Origin of the sequence: Hymenobacter sp. YIM 151500-1 (genome assembly GCF_025979885.1) — a bacterium.
Taxonomy (GTDB): domain Bacteria; phylum Bacteroidota; class Bacteroidia; order Cytophagales; family Hymenobacteraceae; genus Hymenobacter.
On the sequence record NZ_CP110139.1, the window covers coordinates 1,880,030 to 1,897,392 of the forward strand.

The 17,363-nt window shown below is 63.2% G+C and carries 12 protein-coding genes, 1 tRNA gene and 3 pseudogenes; 9 read left to right on the forward strand and 7 right to left on the reverse strand.

Annotated features, from left to right (window positions below; genetic code table 11):
* Positions 1-166: 166 nt before the first annotated feature.
* From kdpA to OIS53_RS07795, 4 genes are all read right to left on the reverse strand, one after another.
* Positions 167-1,867 (reverse strand): potassium-transporting ATPase subunit KdpA, encoded by a 1,701-nt coding sequence (gene kdpA / locus OIS53_RS07780; RefSeq protein WP_264681832.1) that lies wholly within the window; start codon positions 1,865-1,867, stop codon positions 167-169.
* A 132-nt stretch (positions 1,868-1,999) separates the two neighbouring features.
* Positions 2,000-2,128 carry a potassium-transporting ATPase subunit F gene (locus tag OIS53_RS07785; RefSeq protein ID WP_264681833.1) on the reverse strand — a complete coding sequence of 43 codons (129 nt, stop codon included), beginning with the start codon at positions 2,126-2,128 and terminating at the stop codon, positions 2,000-2,002.
* A 99-nt stretch (positions 2,129-2,227) separates the two neighbouring features.
* On the reverse strand, positions 2,228-2,581 hold the full coding sequence (locus OIS53_RS07790; protein ID WP_264681834.1) for a DUF7674 family protein: 354 nt from the start codon (positions 2,579-2,581) through the stop codon (positions 2,228-2,230).
* A gap of 350 nt (positions 2,582-2,931) precedes the next feature.
* Entirely contained in the window at positions 2,932-4,284 is a 1,353-nt protein-coding gene (locus tag OIS53_RS07795) for a sigma-54-dependent transcriptional regulator (protein ID WP_264681835.1), read from the reverse strand.
* 227 nt (positions 4,285-4,511) lie between these two features.
* Here OIS53_RS07795 and OIS53_RS07800 point away from each other — a divergent pair, with 227 nt between their 5' ends.
* The 6 genes and pseudogenes from OIS53_RS07800 to OIS53_RS07815 all read left to right on the forward strand — a co-directional run bounded on the left by OIS53_RS07800 (position 4,512) and on the right by OIS53_RS07815 (position 10,100).
* Positions 4,512-4,760, forward strand: a complete 249-nt coding sequence (locus OIS53_RS07800) for a helix-turn-helix domain-containing protein (RefSeq protein ID WP_264681836.1) — start codon at positions 4,512-4,514, stop codon at positions 4,758-4,760.
* A gap of 25 nt (positions 4,761-4,785) precedes the next feature.
* Positions 4,786-5,079: pseudogene (locus tag OIS53_RS20450) on the forward strand (transposase); the annotation flags it as partial.
* Positions 5,070-5,599: pseudogene (locus OIS53_RS07805) on the forward strand (IS5 family transposase). The pseudogenes OIS53_RS20450 and OIS53_RS07805, both read left to right, overlap by 10 nt.
* Before the next feature lie 519 nt (positions 5,600-6,118).
* Positions 6,119-8,167 carry a PAS domain-containing sensor histidine kinase gene (locus OIS53_RS07810; protein ID WP_264681837.1) on the forward strand — a complete coding sequence of 683 codons (2,049 nt, stop codon included), beginning with the start codon at positions 6,119-6,121 and terminating at the stop codon, positions 8,165-8,167.
* A gap of 57 nt (positions 8,168-8,224) precedes the next feature.
* Positions 8,225-8,497: pseudogene (locus tag OIS53_RS20455) on the forward strand (response regulator); the annotation flags it as partial.
* 67 nt (positions 8,498-8,564) lie between these two features.
* A complete protein-coding gene (locus tag OIS53_RS07815) occupies positions 8,565-10,100 on the forward strand; it encodes an AraC family transcriptional regulator (RefSeq protein ID WP_264681838.1) in 1,536 nt (511 codons plus the stop codon).
* Here OIS53_RS07815 and OIS53_RS07820 read toward each other — a convergent pair.
* A tRNA-Ile gene (locus OIS53_RS07820) sits at positions 10,063-10,139 on the reverse strand. The two genes, OIS53_RS07815 and OIS53_RS07820, sit on opposite strands and share 38 nt — an antisense overlap.
* Before the next feature lie 152 nt (positions 10,140-10,291).
* Between OIS53_RS07820 and OIS53_RS07825 the strand changes: the two genes are divergently transcribed.
* Genes OIS53_RS07825 through OIS53_RS07835 form a run of 3 tightly spaced genes read left to right on the forward strand, consistent with a single transcriptional unit; the run spans position 10,292 to position 12,848 of the window.
* The gene (locus OIS53_RS07825; protein ID WP_264681839.1) at positions 10,292-10,951 is read left to right on the forward strand and encodes an HAD family hydrolase; all 660 of its coding nucleotides are present in this window, start codon (positions 10,292-10,294) and stop codon (positions 10,949-10,951) included.
* Positions 10,911-12,149: a site-2 protease family protein gene (locus OIS53_RS07830; RefSeq protein ID WP_264681840.1), complete on the forward strand. Its 1,239-nt coding sequence runs from the start codon at positions 10,911-10,913 to the stop codon at positions 12,147-12,149. The genes OIS53_RS07825 and OIS53_RS07830 overlap by 41 nt, the downstream gene beginning before the upstream one ends.
* A gap of 45 nt (positions 12,150-12,194) precedes the next feature.
* Positions 12,195-12,848 (forward strand): hypothetical protein, encoded by a 654-nt coding sequence (locus OIS53_RS07835; protein WP_264681841.1) that lies wholly within the window; start codon positions 12,195-12,197, stop codon positions 12,846-12,848.
* 166 nt (positions 12,849-13,014) lie between these two features.
* Here OIS53_RS07835 and OIS53_RS07840 read toward each other — a convergent pair whose 3' ends face one another.
* Entirely contained in the window at positions 13,015-14,199 is a 1,185-nt protein-coding gene (locus OIS53_RS07840) for a phosphoglycerate kinase (protein WP_264681842.1), read from the reverse strand.
* Positions 14,200-14,306: 107 nt separating this feature from the next.
* Positions 14,307-17,114 (reverse strand): right-handed parallel beta-helix repeat-containing protein, encoded by a 2,808-nt coding sequence (locus OIS53_RS07845; protein WP_264681843.1) that lies wholly within the window; start codon positions 17,112-17,114, stop codon positions 14,307-14,309.
* Positions 17,115-17,363: the final 249 nt, after the last annotated feature.

A 17,363-nucleotide genomic window follows, 5' to 3' on the forward strand; every position in this document is an offset into this window, starting at 1 on the left:
GCGCCTCACCCCCTAGCCCCCTCTCCGAAAAGGAGAGGGGGAACTAGCTTTTAGTTTTTAGAGCTAGTTCGGAGGGTGTACTTGGCGAAAAGACGAAGACTAAAAAGCTAGAGCTAATCCCCCCTCTCCTTTTCGGAGAGGGGGCTAGGGGGTGAGGCGACTAGAGCTAATACAGGGAGAAATGCTCGGCCAGGGGGCCCAGGGCCAGGGCCGGGAAGAAGGCCAGGGCGGCAATGATGACGATGACGGCCAGCACCATCACGCCGAAGGTGGCCGTGTCGGCGGGTAGGGTGCCGGCGCCTTCGGGCACGTACTTCTTGCGGGCCAGCAGGCCGGCAATAGCCACCGGGCCGATGATGGGCAGGAAGCGGGCCAGCAGCAGCACCACGCCGGTGCTGATGTTCCAGAACGGGGTGTTGTCGCCGAGGCCCTCGAAGCCGGAGCCGTTGTTGGCGGCCGAGGAGGTGAATTCGTAGAGCATTTCGGAAAAGCCGTGGTAGCCGGGGTTGGCCAGCCAGCCGGCGTACGCCTGGGGGTTGCCCACGTAGGTGTGGGCCGCCAGCGCCGTGCCGGCCAAAATCAGCAGCGGGTGCAGCAGCGTCACGATGACGGCAATTTTCATTTCGCGGGCTTCGATCTTCTTGCCCAGCAGCTCCGGCGTGCGGCCCACCATGAGGCCGGCAATGAACACGGCAATAATCAGGTAGGCGAAGAAGTTGAGCAGGCCCACCCCGCAGCCCCCGTAAAAGGCGTTGGTCATCATGCCCAGCAGTTCCATCATGCCCGTCAGGGGCATGTGCGAGTCGTGCATGGAGTTCACCGAGCCGCAGCTGATGACGGTATTGGTGATGCCCCAATAGGCCGAAGCCGCTGCCCCAAAGCGCATTTCCTTGCCTTCCAGGGCGCCCAGCGTTTGGTCGATGCCCAGGGCGCTGATGGCGGGGTTGCCGTGCAGCTCGTAGTACACGGCCGGGGCCAGCAGCGCCAGGAAGCCCACGGTCATCACCCCGAATACCATGTAGGCCAGCCGGGGGCGCCGCAGGTAAAAGCCCAGGGCAAACACCATCGCCACCGGAATGATGACGAGGGCAATGTTCTGGACGGCGTTGGTGAGGAAGTTGGGGTTTTCGAGCGGGTGGGCCGAGTTGGCCCCGAAGAAGCCGCCGCCGTTGGTGCCCAGCTCCTTGATGGCCACCATGGCCGCCACCGGCCCGCGGCTCACCGCCACCGAGTCGCCCTGCACGGTAACGAGCGGCTGCTTGCCTTGCAGGGTCATGGGCGTGCCGTTGAAGGCCAGGAGGAGGGCCACCAGCAGGGAACCCGGCAACAGCAGGCGCGTCAGGCTTTTTACAAAGTAGTCGTAGAAGTTGCCCAGCCGGTCGGTGGCGCGGGTTTGCAGGGCGTTGAACACCACCACGGCCGCCGCAATGCCGGTGGCCGCACTCACAAACTGCAAAAAGGTGATAACAAAGAGTTGCGAAAAATAGCTGAGGCCGGTTTCGCCGGAGTAGTGTTGCAAGTTGCAGTTCACCAGAAAGGAAATGGCCGTATTAAAAGCCAAGTCCGGCGTCATCGAAGGGTTGTGGTCGGGGTTGAGCGGCAGGCTGCCCTGGGTGCTCAGCACCAGCATGGCCAGCAGAAACCACACGAGGTTGATGGTGAGCAGGGCCACCAGGTGCTGCTGCCAGGTCATGTCGCGCCGGGCGTCGATGCCGCTGAGGCGAAACAGGCCGCTTTCCAGGGGCCGCATAAAATCCAGCAGGTTCTTCTCGCCCCGGAACACGCGGGCCAGGTAGCGCCCCAGCGGCAGGGCCAGCACCAGCGTGAGCAAGTAAATAGCGCCGATGCTGAGTAGTTCGTTGAGCATGAGTGGAAGTTGAGCCCCACCCCAACCCCTCCCCTGCGGGGGAGGGGCTCTAGTTTTAAAAACTAGTTTTCTAAAAAGCTAGAACTAAGAACTAGAGCCTCTTCCTACCGAGGAGGAGTTGGGGTGGGATGATTAGAATTTTTCGGGCTTGAGCAGCACGTAGCAGAGGTAGCAGAACGTGACCACCGACAGCGCAAACAGGGCAATCATCATGGCGGAAAGCAGGATAGGCGGAGGGTCAGATTCGCTCGAAAAAATCAACCGATTTATAGAAGAGCCAGAAACCGGTGCAGCCGGCGGCGGTCAGGAGCAGGGTCGTCAGCATGGGCAGCGGGAAGGCTGAGTGAAGGGCTGGGGCCGTTAGGGCAGCATGTTGGCGTGGGGAGCATGGTAGGCCCGGTACAGGCGGGCGGGCATCAACTGGCGGGCCAGCTGGGTGTGGTGGGTGCTGCCGTCGAGGTGGAGGCAGTGCAGGTACACGTTTTCCACGGCCCGGCTCAGGCCGGCGTCGCACCGGTCGAGCAAGTGGTCGGCCGTTTCGAAGCAGCGCCGCAGCAGGGCCAGGCGCCCCTGGTGGGCTGCGGTGCGGGTGAAGGCCGCAAAGCAACCGAGCTGCTGGTACACGCTTGCGGCGGTAGTTGGAGTTTGCAGTTCCGGGCCCAGCTCGGGCAGGCTTTCCAGCAGGTAGGTCGCAGTTTCGGCAGGAGAAATCATGGGGTGTTGGTTAGGTAAACGCCCCCGGCGCGCGGCCGAGGCCTTGCCAGGCGCGGCTGCGCCGCGGCAAGGCCAGCCGCAATCTGGCTGCGCGCCAAATTGCCTGAAGGCTCGTGCCTGCCCTACCCAACCGTTATGCCAGCGTGGAGCTGCGAAGCGCAGCGTATTGTACGTCAACCACCTACACTGCCCTGCCCGCCCTCCCGCAAAACGCAACCGAGTCATTCTGACCCGGTGCGTCGGTCAGAATAACTCGGTTTGGAGAAGCCTTGCGGGAGCTGCAAGCTGCTGTTCTGACGAAAAGCTTACAGCTTGTGGCTTACAGCTTGCAGCTTCCGCAGGGGAAAGGGTTACAGCCCGTACTCCTGAATCTTGCGGTACAGGGTTTTGGTGCCGATGCCCAGTTGGCGGGCGGCTTCCATCTTGTTGCCGCCGGTGTCGTGCAGCACCTGCCGAATCTGGCGCTTCTCCATGGTGCGCAGCGACTTATCGGCGGCTTCGTCCAGGCCCGCGTCGGGCGTGAAGTAGTGCAGCTCGGCGGGCAGGTCGTCCACGGTCAGCGTGTCACCGTCGGCGAGAATGACGGCGCGTTCGAGCACGTTTTTCAACTCCCGCACATTGCCTTTCCAGTCGTAGCGTTGCAGCTCGCGCAGGGCGGCGGCGTCGAGGCCGCGCAGGCGGCGGCGCAGCTTAGCGGCGTAGAACTGCAGAAAGTACTGGGCCAGGGGCTCGATGTCGGCGCGCCGCTCGTTGAGGCCGGGCACGGGCACCGTAAACACCGAAAGGCGGTAGTACAAGTCGGGCCGGAAATGGCCTTCGGCGGCTTCCTGGCGCAGGTTACGGTTGGTGGCGGCCACGATGCGCACATCCACTTGCACAGGCTTCACGTCGCCGAGCTTGGTGAAGGTCTGGGTTTCGAGCACCCGCAGGAACTTGGCCTGCACATTCAGCTCCAGCTCCCCGATTTCGTCCAGGAACAAGGTGCCGCCGTGGGCTTCTTCCAGCAGTCCGCGCTTGTCGGCCAGGGCCCCCGTAAACGCGCCCTTCCGGTAGCCAAACAGCTCCGATTCCAGCAAGTCCTTCGGGAAAGCCGAGCAGTTGACGGCCACAAACGGCTTGCTCCGGCGCGGGCTAGCCTGGTGGATGGCCTGGGCAAACAGCTCCTTGCCGGCGCCGGTGGGGCCTTCCAGCAGCACGGTGCTGTCGGTGGAAGCCACGCGCTGGGCCAGGCGCTTGGCCTCTTGCAGGGCCTGGGAGTGCCCAATCATGCTCTCGAAGCTGTACTGGGCACCCACTTTCTTTTCCAGATCGGCCACGCGGCGCTGGAGGCGGGCTTTTTCGGCGGCGCGGTCTACCACTACCACCAGCTGGTCGTCGGAGTCGCCTTTGGTCAGGTAGTCGAAGGCACCTTGCTTCATGGCCCGCACGCCGTCGGCAATGGTGCCGTAGGCAGTCAGCAGGACGACTTCGGCCAGCGGGGCCACTTGCTGGTAGCGCGGTAGCAGGTCGAGGCCGTGGCCGTCGGGCAGCTTCACGTCGCTCAGCACCACCAGCACCTCGTCGGCGTGCTGGCGCAGTTCCTCCAGGCCGCGGCGGGCGTCGGGGGCCGTCAGCACGGTGTAGCCTTCCAGCTCCAGCATGCGCGCTATGGCCTGGCGCAGGTGGGTTTCGTCGTCGATGAGCAGCAGGGTACCGGTGGGCATAGGCAGAGCTTGGCAGCAAAGGTGCTGTAATCAAACGAAAAACCCGCTCTACAAGATGTAAAGCGGGTTTTGATGGGCCTACATAGTGGAGTATCGAACTTTTTGCCCAAAGATAACGAGCAAGAACTGGGAAAGTATTGGCGCCAGGATTTAGAGGCTATTGCATTTTTTAGCCGGGCGATAGATCTAGAACTTTATACCACTTCGCCGGAGGAGGGCGCCGCACAATGAAGGCTGCCGCTACCTCCCCTTCTACCAAGTCGCGTGCCCTCATCGTACCGGCTGAGGTACTAGCGCTGGAAGACATTACCCTCACGGCCAAACTCATCTTGGCCGAAATAATCGACCTCTACAAAGTCAGGAAACACGTCTTTGCCAGCGACGAGCACTTCGCCACCCGGCTCGGCATCGGCCTGCGCACCGTCGGTGACGCCATCAAGCAACTGCACGAACACGGCTTACTAGGGTGTGTCTGAAAAGTGCTGGTGCTTAAATTAGGGGATGGCAGCACGATACGAGTTGAATGACGGGCAGTGGGCGGTAGTAGCGGCCGAGTTGCCGCCGCAGCGCACGGGTCGGCCGCGACGCGAGGACCGGCTGGGGTGGAACGCCTTGCTGTGGATCTTGTGCACGGGCGCGGCGTGGCGGGACTTGCCGGCGCGCTACGGCCCGTGGCAAACGGCCTACGAGCGGTTCCGCCGTTGGTCAGCCGACGGCATGTTTGAGCAGGTGTTGGCCGCCCTGCGCTTGTGCCTGGACGCAGACGGGCTGCTCGACCTGGACACGTGGCTGGTGGACTCGACCACGGTGCGCGCCACGAAAAGCGCGGCCGGCGGGGCGAAAAAAAAGCCCGCTGCCCCGGGCGCAGTCGCGGCGGGCTGCCCAGCAAGCTGCACGTGGTGTGCCACGGGGCGGGCACGCCGCTGGCGCTGCAACTCTCGGCCGGGCAGCGCCACGACGCGCCACAGTTCCAGCCCTTGTGCGAGCAGGTACACGCCCGCCGCGCCAGCTCATTGCCGACCGCGGCTACGACGCCCGGTACATCCGCCGCTGGCGGCGCCGGCGCCGCATCCGCGCCGTCATCCCGCGGCGCCGGCCCGCCACAGGACAGCATTGCCGCCGGCGCGGACGGCCGCCGCACATCGAAGCGCAGCGCTATGCCCGTCGCAACGTGGTGGAGCGCTTCTTCGGCTCGCTCAAAGAGCACCGCCGCGTGGCCACCCGCTACGACAAACACGACCAGCACTTCCTCGACATGGCCGTGTTGGCCTGTATTCGCCGCATTTTGCAACGCCACTTTTCAGACACTGCCTAGGTAGTACATGGCCTCTTCGTAGCAGCAGGGGACAAAATGACGCTAACCCCTGCCAGCACCCGCCGCGCATCAGCTCAAATCAGGGCTTCCACACAATAGGCACGTCGCGCAGGGTTGCGGTAACCTTGCGCGCTAGGCGACCCTTCCCTAGGTCCGATAAGAAAGCAAAGTTGGGGGGTACTAAACGCGTATGGGGCCCAGGAAACGGAGAGTACGGCACGCCAGGGCCTGACAATGGCGGTAAGAACTAGGAGTTGGAGTCTCGCAACAGTTAGGGCCACAAGCAACTCGGGTGGGCGGCCCTTGGCGGGGCGGGGCAGTCGGGGGCGTTTCCCCCCGAAGGCTACCGGTTCGGCTGAAGCGACGGGAAGCGAATCTTGCACGGCCCCCCCCGAGGATTTGCCGGCAACTGCGGTTTTACTTCTACTTTTAACTGATTTCGCTCCGTCTCTTTCGTCGTGCCGAACGTGCCGGCCCCCGGCCGCTGCGAGCGGTTCGTTCCATCCGCTGCCCTTGCCCATGCTTACGCCTGCCGCCGCTGCCATCGCGCCCGCCGACACCCTCCTGCGGGACCTACTCGCCGTCTCGCTGACCGGCATCATCTTCTACACGCCCCTTTACGACCCGGCCGGTTCGGGCGACATCGTCGATTTTACCTTCGAGTACCTCAACCCGGCAGCCCAGCGCATGATGGCCATGCCGGAGGTGCCCACCGTGACCCACAACCAGCAGTGGCCCCACAGCCGGGCCCACGGCACGTTCCAGTTTCACGTCGAGGCCTTTGTCTCGGGCGAGCCCCGGCACTACGACATTAACTACCAGGCCGACGGCTACGACAACTACTACCGCCTCGCCGCCCGCCGCTCCGGGGCCGGGCTGCTGGTGAGCTTCACCGACACGGCCGACCAGCCCCGCACGCCCGTGGAAGCGGCCCTGCGCGCGAGCCAGGCTGCCGAGCAGGCCGCCCGCGCCGAGGCCGAGCAGCAGCGCCAGCGCTTTTACGACCTGCTCATGCAGCTGCCCGCTCAAGTGGCCGTGCATGAAGGGCCCGACCAGGTGTTTACCCTCGTCAACCCTGGCTACCAGCGTCTGGCACCGGGACGCGAATTAGTGGGTTTGCCTATCCGCGAGGCTTGGCCTGAGCTGGTCAGCCAAGGCATCCTGGATATGCTCGACCACGTCTACCAGAGTGGCGAACCGTTTAGGGGCCGGGAGCTGCCTTTCCGGGTCGATGTTGCGCGTACAGGCCAACTGGAGCTGGTTTACTTCAATGCCTTTTTTCTACCCCTGCGCGACGCCCAGGGCCAGTTGCACGGCGTACTCAATTTTTCCTACGACGTGACCGAGCAAGTGCAGGCCCGTGAGCAGCTGCAACAACTCAACCAGCAACTGGAACTCCGGGTGCAGGAGCGCACCCGCCAGCTCAGCGAGCAGCAAGCCCTGCTGCGCCAGATTCTGAGCCGCGTGCCGGCTTACATCGCCACCCTGAGTGGTCCCGAGCACCGCTACACCTTCTTCAACGACGCCTACAAAGCCCTCTCGGGCGGCCGCATCACGCTAGGCGCGCGCGCAATCGACGTGTTTCCCGAGATTGTGCCCCAGGGCTTCCTGGCGCTGCTCGACCAAGTCTACGCGAGCGGCGTGGCGGTGAGCGGCACCGACACGCCCGCCCAGCTAGTCAACCCTGCCACCGGCCAGTTGGAGCCTCTCTACGCCGATTTCTTTTACCAGCCCCTCTTCGACGAGCACCAGCAGGTATGGGGTATTCTGGCGTATGTGCAAGATGTCAGCGAGAAGGTGGAGGCTCGCCAGCAAGTGCAGGCCCTTAATGAGCAACTGACGGCCATCAACGAGGAGCTGAACGAGAGCAACCGCCAGCTCACGCGCACCAACGTGGATCTGGACAACTTCATCTACACGGCCAGCCACGACCTGAAAGCGCCCATCACCAACATTGAGGGCCTGCTGCTGGCCCTGGAGCAGGAGCTGCCCGCCGCGGCCCAGGTCGGCGACGTGCCCGAGATGCTGCACCGGATGCAGGGGGCCATCGAGCGCTTCAAGCGCACCATCGCCCACCTGACCGACATCTCGCGCCTGCAAAAAGAGCACGGCCAGCCCAGCGCCCCGGTGCCGCTGGCCGCCCTTATTGAGGAAGTCTGCCTTGACCTCACGCCCCTGCTGGCCGAAACGCAGGCCCGCCTCAACGTGGACGTAGCGGCGTGCCCGGCCGTCACCTTCGCTGAAAAAAACCTGCGCAGCATCGTGTACAACCTGCTCAGCAATGCCCTCAAGTACCGCTACCCCGACCGCGCGCCCGAGGTGCACATCCGCTGCCGCGCCGAGGCGGGCTACCAGGTGCTGGAAGTGCAGGACAACGGCCTGGGCTTGGACCTGTCTCAAGGCCAGGAGCGGCTGTTTCAAATGTTCCAGCGCCTGCACACCCACGTCGAAGGCACCGGCATCGGCCTCTACATGGTCAAGAAAATCGTGGAAAATGCAGGGGGCCGCATCGAAGTGGAAAGCCAGCTCGGCCAGGGATCTACCTTCCGCGTGTATTTTCTCCGCTAACGCCGGCGCGGCCCCCGCCGGCCCGTACGAAGCCCAACCGTGCCCAAACTCCCCTGCGTGCGGCTGGTCAACGACGACCCGACCACCAACTTCCTCAATTGCAAGCTGCTGCTGCGCCTCGGTGTCCCCGACCACGTGCTCGTGGCCCGCCACGGCCAGGAGGCCCTGGACCGGCTGCACACCCAGTGCCGGGCGCAGCCGGCCGACTGCCCGGTGCTCATCTTTCTGGACGTGAACATGCCCGTCCTGAACGGCATCCAGTTTCTGGAAGCCTACCAGCAGCTGCCGCCCGGCCAGCGGCGGGCCGTGGTCGTAATCATGCTCACCTCCTCAGTCAGTCCCCGCGACCAGCGGCGCATCGACCATTCACTGGACGGCGGGGGTTCGTTTGGTGGGTGTGCGCTTTTTTCCTCACACTTTCGCTTGTTTCGCGCCCCACGGTTTGGCGATACAGGAATTGAACGACCAAACGGTGGAGGTCGCCGCGCTGGGTTCCGCGTTTCAAGCCGTGGCAGCTCAGCTCGTCGATTGCTGCGACCCCATGGCGGCCATCGCACGGTTGCAACGCTATTTCCTGGCTCACTTGCGCCATCACCCCCCGGCAACCTTAGGCCAGCAGTACTTAAGCGCTGCCGTGCCCTACATTCTGGCCAGACAGGGCCGGGCTGACCTGGACAGTCTGGTGCGCAAGCTGGGGGTCAGCCACCGCTACCTAGAACAGTTGTTTGCCTGCCGGGTAGGCGTCAGCCCCAAATACTTTTGCCGCATCATTCGCTTCCAGCAAACGTTCCGGTGGCTGGCGCGGGAGCCTCGGCTCACGGCGGTTGCCCTGGCCTGTGGGTATTACGACCAAGCGCATTTTATCCGCGACTTTCGCCACTTCACCGGGAGTACCCCTTCCGCCTTCGTGCGAAATGCAGGCCCCATCAGCAAACAGTTGCGTAAAGCCTTTTTGCTCAAGCTGCATTCCCAGCTGAACAATACCCAATTGGTAGCTTGGCTTCGCAAGCGCGGAGTAGGACTATCGGAAAAGCTACTAACCCAAACCTTTCGCAACTCATTTTATTGCGGCCTAATCAGCTCCAGTCTGCCGGATGGTGAAGTGGTGCAAGGACGCCATCAAGGGTTGATTAGCGAGGCGCAGTTCCTTCAACTCAACCAGCTGCGGCAACAGCAGGAACACGGACATGCGCACGCTAAAGAAGTGCCCACCGTTCCGCTAAAGCATCATGTGCGCTGCCACCGCTGTGGCAAGTTCCTGACGGGCTACGAAGTGAAGAAGAAAGGGCTATGGTACTACAAATGCAACACCATGGGGTGCAAACTCAACATTGGCGCCCGGCAGTTGCACCGTGCATATCACGATTTGCTCCAAACGTACACGTTGCCTACGCACTTAGTAGCGCCGCTCAAGAGCATTACCGCAAGCCTTTTTCATCAGCTGAACCAGGAAGGCGCGCAGAAACGCAAAGCACTACATGCGGAGCTGAAGAAAGTCCAGCAGAAGTTAGAGAAAATGGAAGAGCGTTACGCCATTGGCGAACTCGACCCCAATGTCTACGAGAAGTTTCGCCGCAAAATTACAGCCGAAGAACTCCTGCCCGTGCAGCTCGAGTACCAACGCCTGGCAACAGATGTATCGAACCTCGAAGCGTACACCAATTTCGCCGTTGAAACGGCAGCTGACTTACACAGTGTGTGGACCAAAGCTGATTTACTTACTCACCAACAACTACAACAGATGATCCATCCAAATGGAATAGCCTTCGCGCCCGAATCAGGACTTTATCGAATCGGTAGAGCCAATGTCATTTTTGACACAATTGCCTCACTTACAGCGCGTAGCACCAAACAAAAAACCGGACTTACCACCTCAAAAGATGATAAATCCGGTTTGGTGGGCCCAACTGGAATCGAACCAGTGACCTGCTGATTATGAGTCAGCTGCTCTAACCGATTGAGCTATAGGCCCAGTGCGAAACTTCCCTTTTGGCGGTTGATTTCGACTAGGCAAACTTCGACTTTTGCCGGCGGATTTGCAAGCTGGTGCCCGCCGGCTCGCCCTGTTTTTCTACGAAACCGGCGTCGCGCGGCTGTACCGGGCGCGTGCGACGCGCCCCTACTATGCCTAAACTGCCCAATCTGCTTTTCGACTTCGGGGGCGTCCTCATCAACATCGACTATAGCCTCACGCTGGCGGCCATGCGGCGGCACGGCAGCACCATTGAGTTTACGCAGGCGGCCCAGGCTGAGCTGTTCGACTTGCTGGAAACCGGCCGCCTTACGCCCGAGGAGTTCCGGGCGGGGCTGCGCCAGCACTACGGGCTCAGGGCCACCGACGAGGAGCTGGACGCGGCCTGGAACGCCATGCTACTCGATGTGCCAGCCGAGCGCCTGGCCCTGGTGGCCGAGCTGCGGGCCCAGGGCCACCAGACGGCTTTGCTGTCGAATACCAACCAGATTCACATCGAGGAAATCAACCGGCGGCTGAAGACGCAGTATGGCTTCGGGCACGGCATTGCTGATTGCCTGGACCGGGTGTTTTATTCGCAGCAAGTAGGCCTGCGCAAGCCGGGCGAGGAAATTTTCCGGCACGCCCTGCGGGAGATGAACTGGAAGGCCGAAGAAACGTTGTTTATCGAAGACAGCCCCCAGCACATTGCTACGGCCCGCCGGCTGGGGCTGCGTACCTTGTTTCTGACTCCGCCCCTAACCCTGCAGGACGCCCTGCCCGCCGCGCTTCGTGCCTTTCCGCAAGAATACTCCGCCCCCACTCCAGCCTGATGCTCCGGCGCCGGGTTTCTTTTCTGAAGACGACCAAGCCGCCGCCGACGCGGCCTTCACCCGCTACGAGCGGCCCGCCCGGCCCCGGTGGCTGCGCTACGGCCTGCACCTGCTGCTGTTTCTGGCTACACTGCTCACCACCACCTTGGCCGGCGTGACCTTGACGGCGGGCACCGTGGATATAGTGCCATTTCAGGTGTTGCTGCTGCCGGCGGCCCAGCGGTGGCAGGTGCTGGAGCCGGGTCTATGGTTTTCAATTCCCTTCCTGGGCGTGCTGACGGTGCACGAGTTTGGGCACTATTTCGCGGCCCGCTATTACCGCATCCGCGCCACGCTGCCCTACTTTATTCCGATTCCGCTGGGTATCGGCACCTTCGGGGCGGTGATTCGCATCAAAGACCGGTTTTTTTCGCGGCGGGAGGTTTTCGACGTGGGCCTGGCCGGGCCGCTGGCGGGACTAGTGGTGGCCGTGGGCGTGCTGGTGTACGGCTTCACCCACCTGCCGCCGCTGGAATACCTCTACAGCATTCACCCCGAGTACCGGTTCTACGGCACAGACTATGCCCGACACGCCTACCAGGCCGGGCACCCGGTGGTGCTGGCTCAGCCCTTGCTGTTTCAGGGCTTGGCTGCTTTGTTGGCCGACCCGGCCCGCCTTCCCCATCCCGACGAACTGCTGCATTACCCGGTGCTGATGGCCGGGGTGCTGGCTTTGTTCTTCACGGCCCTCAACCTGCTGCCCATTGGCCAGCTCGACGGCGGCCACATCGTGTACGGGCTGCTGGGGCTGCGCCGGGCGGCGCGGGTGTCGGTGGCCTTATTTATCGGCTTTATTTTTTACGCTGGACTAGGGTTGTTTACGCTGCGTTCCGACACCGACACGTGGCTGTACGGGGCGCCGGCTTACGCGCTCTACCTATTTCTGGTGTTTCGGCGGACGGTGCCCACCGTGCGGCGGGCCTTGCTGCTGGGTGGGGGCGTGTGGCTGGGGCAACTGGCGTTGGCCTCGGCTGTGCCGAGCCTGGAGGGCAACCCCGGCTGGCTGTTGTTTGGGCTGCTGCTGGCCCGGCTTACGGGCATCTTTCACCCGCCTGCCCCCGACGAACGGCCACTTTCCCGAGGCCGCCGGATGCTGGGCTGGCTGATGCTGGTTATTTTTGTGCTCTGCTTCGCCCCGTCGCCGCTGGTTTTTCGCTAATACCTTATCTGCCTGCCGGCCACTGCGCCGGGCCAGGCTCTATAGATGACCGTTTCGCAATTTTCTCAGTCTCAGTCTCTGCGCGGCTCTACGCTGCTGTTGTTGCGCCAGCACGGCCTGTACGTGAGCCAGCGCAACCGCCGCGGGGTGGCCTGGCTGGAAACTGAAATTCCCTACGAAGAGCTGCTGCCCATTGGGCTGGAATACGCGGGCCCGCCGCCGGCCGCGCTGCCGCGGCCCCTGTTCTGGGTGTTGGGCTGGCTGCTGATTCAGCTGATTCGCGCGGCGCTGCCAAACCGTCCAGCGGCTCCCGACCTACCCGTGGCTCTACTGGTGGGGGGCACTTTGCTGGTGGCCGTGCTGGTAGCCTATTGGTGGCGGCTCCGTAGCCGCACGGTTACGCTGAACACCAACCGCATCCGCCTCACCCTGCCCGACCGGCCCGGCCAGCGCCCGGCCCTGGAGGCTTTCACCGACGAGCTGCGCCGCCGCGCCCACGGCTACCTGCGCGAAGAATACGCCCAGGTAAACCCGCTGGGCCCCATCGAGCTACAACTGCACCGCCTGCACTGGCTGCACCGCCTTCAGGTGCTCAGCCCCCAGGAGTTGCAAGCCCTCAGCACCCGCCTCACCGGCCGCCTCTCCCTTGACCCGCTCAAGCTCATGGGCCAGGACTTGGAAACGCCGTATGTAAATTAAGTGTAGACCTGAGACCGTGAGAGGTGAGAAGTGAGACTCTGTTCAATGCCTCACTCTTTTAACCCACTTTCTGCTCACAACAAAAAAGACGCTCTGATGAGCGTCTTTTTTGTTGAAATAGATTGTCAGAACGAAGTCTCACTTCTCACCTCTCACAGTCTTAGGTCTACTCTAGCGCCGTCACGCCGGGTAGCTCTTTGCCTTCCATGTATTCGAGCAGGGCGCCGCCGCCGGTGCTGATGTAGCTTACTTGGTCGGCGAAGCCCAGCTGGTTGACGGCTGCCGCTGAGTCGCCGCCGCCGATGAGGCTGAAGGCGCCTTGCTGGGTGGCTTCGGCAATGGCCTGGGCTATGGCCTCGGTGCCTTTGGCGAAGGCCGGCATTTCAAACACGCCCATGGGGCCATTCCAGAGGATGGTTTTGGACTGGCGCACCACCTCGGCAAACGCCTGAATGGACTCGGGGCCCAGGTCGAGGCCCATCCAGCCGTCGGGAATCTGGTCGTTCGGGGCCACGCGGGTTTGGGCGTCGTTGGCAAACTTGTCGGCAATGACGCTGTCGGTGGGCAGTACCAGGTTTACGCCCTTGGCTTTGGCTTTTTCAATGAGGCTGAGAGCCAGCTCCTGTTTGTCGGCTTCCAGCAGGGAGCTGCCGATGCTGCCGCCCTGGGCTTTGGCAAACGTGTAGGCCATGCCCCCGCCGATAAGCAGATTGTCGACTTTATCGAGCAGCTTTTCGATGATGAGAATCTTGTCGGAAATCTTGGCCCCGCCCATGATGGCCGTGAACGGCCGCTCGGCTTGCTCCAACACGCGCTTGGCGTTGTCCAGCTCGCCCTGGAGCAGGTAGCCGGCCACCCGGTCTTCGGGCGCGAAGCTTTCGGCCATAACGGCCGTGGAGGCGTGCTTGCGGTGGGCCGCCCCGAAGGCATCGTTCACGTACACCTGGCCGAGCTTGGCCAGTTGGCTGGCAAAAGCAGCGTCGCCCTTCTCCTCTTCCCCGTAGAAACGCACGTTCTCAACCAGCAGCACCTGGCCGGGTTGCAGGGCCTGAGCTTGGGGTTCGGCCCGGAGGGCGTCGTCGGCGAACTGCACCGGCTGGCCATACTCCTGGCTAAGGCGAGTTACCAGGTGGCGCAGCGAATATTTGTCCTCGGGTCCACCTTTGGGCCGGCCCAGGTGGGAAAGCAGCACCACCGAGCCCCCATCCTGCAGAATCTTCTGAATGGTGGGGGTGGCCGCCCGGATGCGGGTGTCGTCGGTGATGGTAAAGCTCTTGTCGAGGGGCACGTTGAAGTCTACGCGCACCACGGCCCGCTTACCGGCAAAGTTGTACTGGTCGAGGGTTTTCATATGCGAAGGAGAAGTTGAGTATGGCCTTGTACGGCGCGAATGTAGCGCGAAGTCCGGCTTCGCGCCTACGGCCCACCTTCCGGCGGCTCGTTGGCGCCGCCTGGTTCTTACCGCTCCTGCCCCACCAGCAAGGCTCCGAACCGGCTGGCTCCGGCCGCCGGGGTGAGGCGCAGCACGTGGTAGCCAGCTGCCACTAGGCCCAGGTCCAGCGGCAGCTCGTTGGCGCCGGCGCGCACCGTGGCCGTGCGCGTCAGCACCACCCGGCCCAGGGCATCGAGCAGCTCCAGGCGCACCGGGCCCGCGGCGGCGGCTTCGTAGCGCACGGCCGCGGTATGGGCAGCCGGGTTGGGAAACACCTCCAGCGCCGCGCCCTGGGCAGCCGGGCGGCTAGTGCCCGTTACGGTGCCGGCCGCGTGCTGGCGCAGCAGCACCACCGACGAGTACGGGGCCAGCGTGAGGCTGCCGCTGTAGGCTGCGTTGCGCACGTCCACGTACCGGGCCCCGGCGGGCAGGCTCACTGTGCGCGGGGCAGCCGTGGCGTTGTACTCGAACCGGATGGAATCGGCTATGCTGGCCGCGGTAAGCGTGGCTTCCTGCACGGCTACGTTGTCGAGCCACACCTGCTGCGGGTTTTCAACCACCGTGAAGGCAAGGTTGGCCGTGGGGTCGTCGGCAGTGGGCACCAGCGCCACCTCCACTTGCTGCTTGGCGGGCGTGAGTTGCACCCGGGTGCGCGGGGTCAGGTCGGCGTAGCTGCCGGCGCCGCGCTTGAGGTAGACTTCCACAATGCGGCTGCCGGCCGAGCAGGCGGCCTCAAAACGCACGGCGTACCTTTTGGCCTGCTGCACGGAGCCAATGCGCGTTTCGGCCGTCAGGATGGCATCGGCCTGCCCCGAGGCGGTGCCGAAAGCCAAGCGCAGGCTGCCCCCACTGCCGAGGCGGTTGGTGTTGTCCCAGGTGAGCTGCCCGTTGCCGGCCGAGCTGTAGCCACTCCAGCCCGCGCTGTTGCTGCCAAACTCCCCGTTGCTCAGCAGGTTGGGGCCGGTGCGGGCATCCACCCGAAAGGGCCGAAACGTGACGGGACTGTTGTGGGAGCCGGCATCCTGCCCAAAGGCAGCCTGCCACTCCGCCAGCGTGTAGGTGCGGTTGATGTGCGGCCCGGTGTTGGGGCCGTTGGGCGCGGTGCGGTACGAGGTGCCCACTTTCAGCAGGTCGTCGAAGGGCCGGGCGTAGTAGTTGCCGCCGAACGTGCCCAGCGTAGCCAGATTATTCGTCGACGTTTCGTACCAGGCCACCCGGTTGCCGGGCAGGGAGCTGAACAGGATGTTACTGCGCACCTGCAAGCCGCTGAAGCCGCAGCTGCCCGCCGGGGCCAGCAGCAGCTGGGTGCTGTTGTCGATGCAGGTGTTGTCGTGGACGTTGATGCTGGTGGTGCCGTGCAGGAAAATGCCGCTGCTGCGGCAGTAGGCCACGGTGTTGCTGCCCACTTCCACGTTCATCGTGCAGTCGTCGAGGTAGATGCCGTGGCCGGGAATGTAGCTGAGGTTGTCGGTGCCTTCGGGGGCTCCCACGGCGTTCAGCACCAGGTTGCCCAGAATACGGGCGTTGAGGTTGGTGCGCGGGGGCGAGCCGCCGTTCCAGGTGTAGATGCCGCCGCCATCGTCCTTGGTCATGGCAAAGTTGCGGATGACGTTGTTACGGATGGTGATGTTGTCGGTGAAGTAATAGGACAGGCCCACGTAGCCGCAGCTGTCGAGGGTGTTGTTTTCGAGCAGGGCGTTGGTGCTGCTGCCCACGTTGAGGGTAAAGTACTGCCCGTCGCCGCTTTTGCCCCGGCCGGCCACCAGGCCCGTGTTTTGGAGCGTGTTGCCGCGCAGGGTTACGTTGGTGTAGCCACTCACGCTCAGGGCGTTGTTGTTGGTGTGGTTGATGAGGCAGTTTTCCAGCAGCACGTCGGCGCCAATGCCGTTCAGGCGCACGGCGTCTTCGCCCGCCCCCACCACCGCCACCCCGCGCAGCATAAAGCCCGACACGGTTTCGGCGTCCAGGTTGAAGTTGAGCCCGTGAGCAATGGTGAGGTTTTCGAGAGTGATAAACCTCTGATTATGAATGCGCACCACCACCGGCGCCACCGTGGCTTCCACTGCTCCCGCGGCCGGGCTACTGGGGCTGTAGAGGCGAATTTTGCGGGTGGCGGCGTTGTAGTACCACTCCCCGGCCTGGTCGAGGGTAGCCGGGTGGTTCTGAATGAAAAAGCCCCACCGGTCCTTCAGGCCGTAAACCGGAGCGGCGGCCAGCGTGAGCGTGGTACCGCTCTGGGCCGTAATGGCGGCCCGGTCCAGTATCCACCGCTCGGTGCGCAGCACGGCTTCGCCCCCACTCCAGTTGGTGCCCGCCGCGCCCGACAGCTGGGCGCTGCTGAACTGGGTGGCGCTGGCGTGAGAGTCCACCGTCAGGTAGCCCTTGTTGGGTGCGCTCAGGTTGGGGTAGCGCCCCAGGGGCAAGGCCCGGCCGCCCGCCACCACGCTCGTAACAGTGGGGCCGCAGCTGGCGCAGGAGGCTTCCCAGAGATTGGTGCCCACGCTGGTCCAGCCCGACAGCGGCGCGGCCCCGCTGAGCACGGGCGCCACGCCGGTACCGTAGGCCCCAAACGTAAGCGGGGCGCCGCTGTTACCGGAGCGCGTGATGGTCAGCGCCCCCCGAAACACGTCGCCGCGCCGAAAGAGCACCTGGTCGCCGGGTTGCAACTGGCTCATTACGGCGTTGAGCTTGGTCAGGCTCTGCCAGGGCGTGGCAGCGTTCTGGGCCTGAGCGCCGGTGCGGGCATCGTCGCCATTGGCCGCGAAATAGTACGTTGCGGCGAGGACTTGCACGCCTTGCATCAACGTCAGTAGCGTAAAAAGCAGCTTTTTCATGATTCACACTCAGTTATAAAAAGGCAAGAACACTTACACATACCTTCCTCACTAGCGTCAAATGTAATTATGGCAAGCTACCCGCTTAGCAATGGCAAAGCAGAAGCGTAAATTTTATACTGAACCTCTCCACCAGAACGCACCGCCTGCTTGCTGTAGAGACACAACATCTTGCGTCTCCTCGTTGAATGACACCGCCGGAATAAGCGTGCAGACGACGAGACGCAAAATGTTGCGTCTCTACAGCAA

What these genes read in the sequence shown, in the direction of transcription:
- OIS53_RS07835 (WP_264681841.1), top strand. Translation starts at nt 12,195, where the DNA reads ATGACCGTTTCGCAATTTTCTCAGTCTCAGTCTCTGCGCGGCTCTACG.
- OIS53_RS07810 (WP_264681837.1), top strand. Translation starts at nt 6,119, where the DNA reads ATGCTTACGCCTGCCGCCGCTGCCATCGCGCCCGCCGACACCCTCCTG.
- OIS53_RS07800 (WP_264681836.1), top strand. Translation starts at nt 4,512, where the DNA reads ATGAAGGCTGCCGCTACCTCCCCTTCTACCAAGTCGCGTGCCCTCATC.
- OIS53_RS07840 (WP_264681842.1), bottom strand. Translation starts at nt 14,199, where the DNA reads ATGAAAACCCTCGACCAGTACAACTTTGCCGGTAAGCGGGCCGTGGTG.
- OIS53_RS07845 (WP_264681843.1), bottom strand. Translation starts at nt 17,114, where the DNA reads ATGAAAAAGCTGCTTTTTACGCTACTGACGTTGATGCAAGGCGTGCAA.
- kdpA (WP_264681832.1), bottom strand. Translation starts at nt 1,867, where the DNA reads ATGCTCAACGAACTACTCAGCATCGGCGCTATTTACTTGCTCACGCTG.
- OIS53_RS07790 (WP_264681834.1), bottom strand. Translation starts at nt 2,581, where the DNA reads ATGATTTCTCCTGCCGAAACTGCGACCTACCTGCTGGAAAGCCTGCCC.
- OIS53_RS07795 (WP_264681835.1), bottom strand. Translation starts at nt 4,284, where the DNA reads ATGCCCACCGGTACCCTGCTGCTCATCGACGACGAAACCCACCTGCGC.
- OIS53_RS07825 (WP_264681839.1), top strand. Translation starts at nt 10,292, where the DNA reads ATGCCTAAACTGCCCAATCTGCTTTTCGACTTCGGGGGCGTCCTCATC.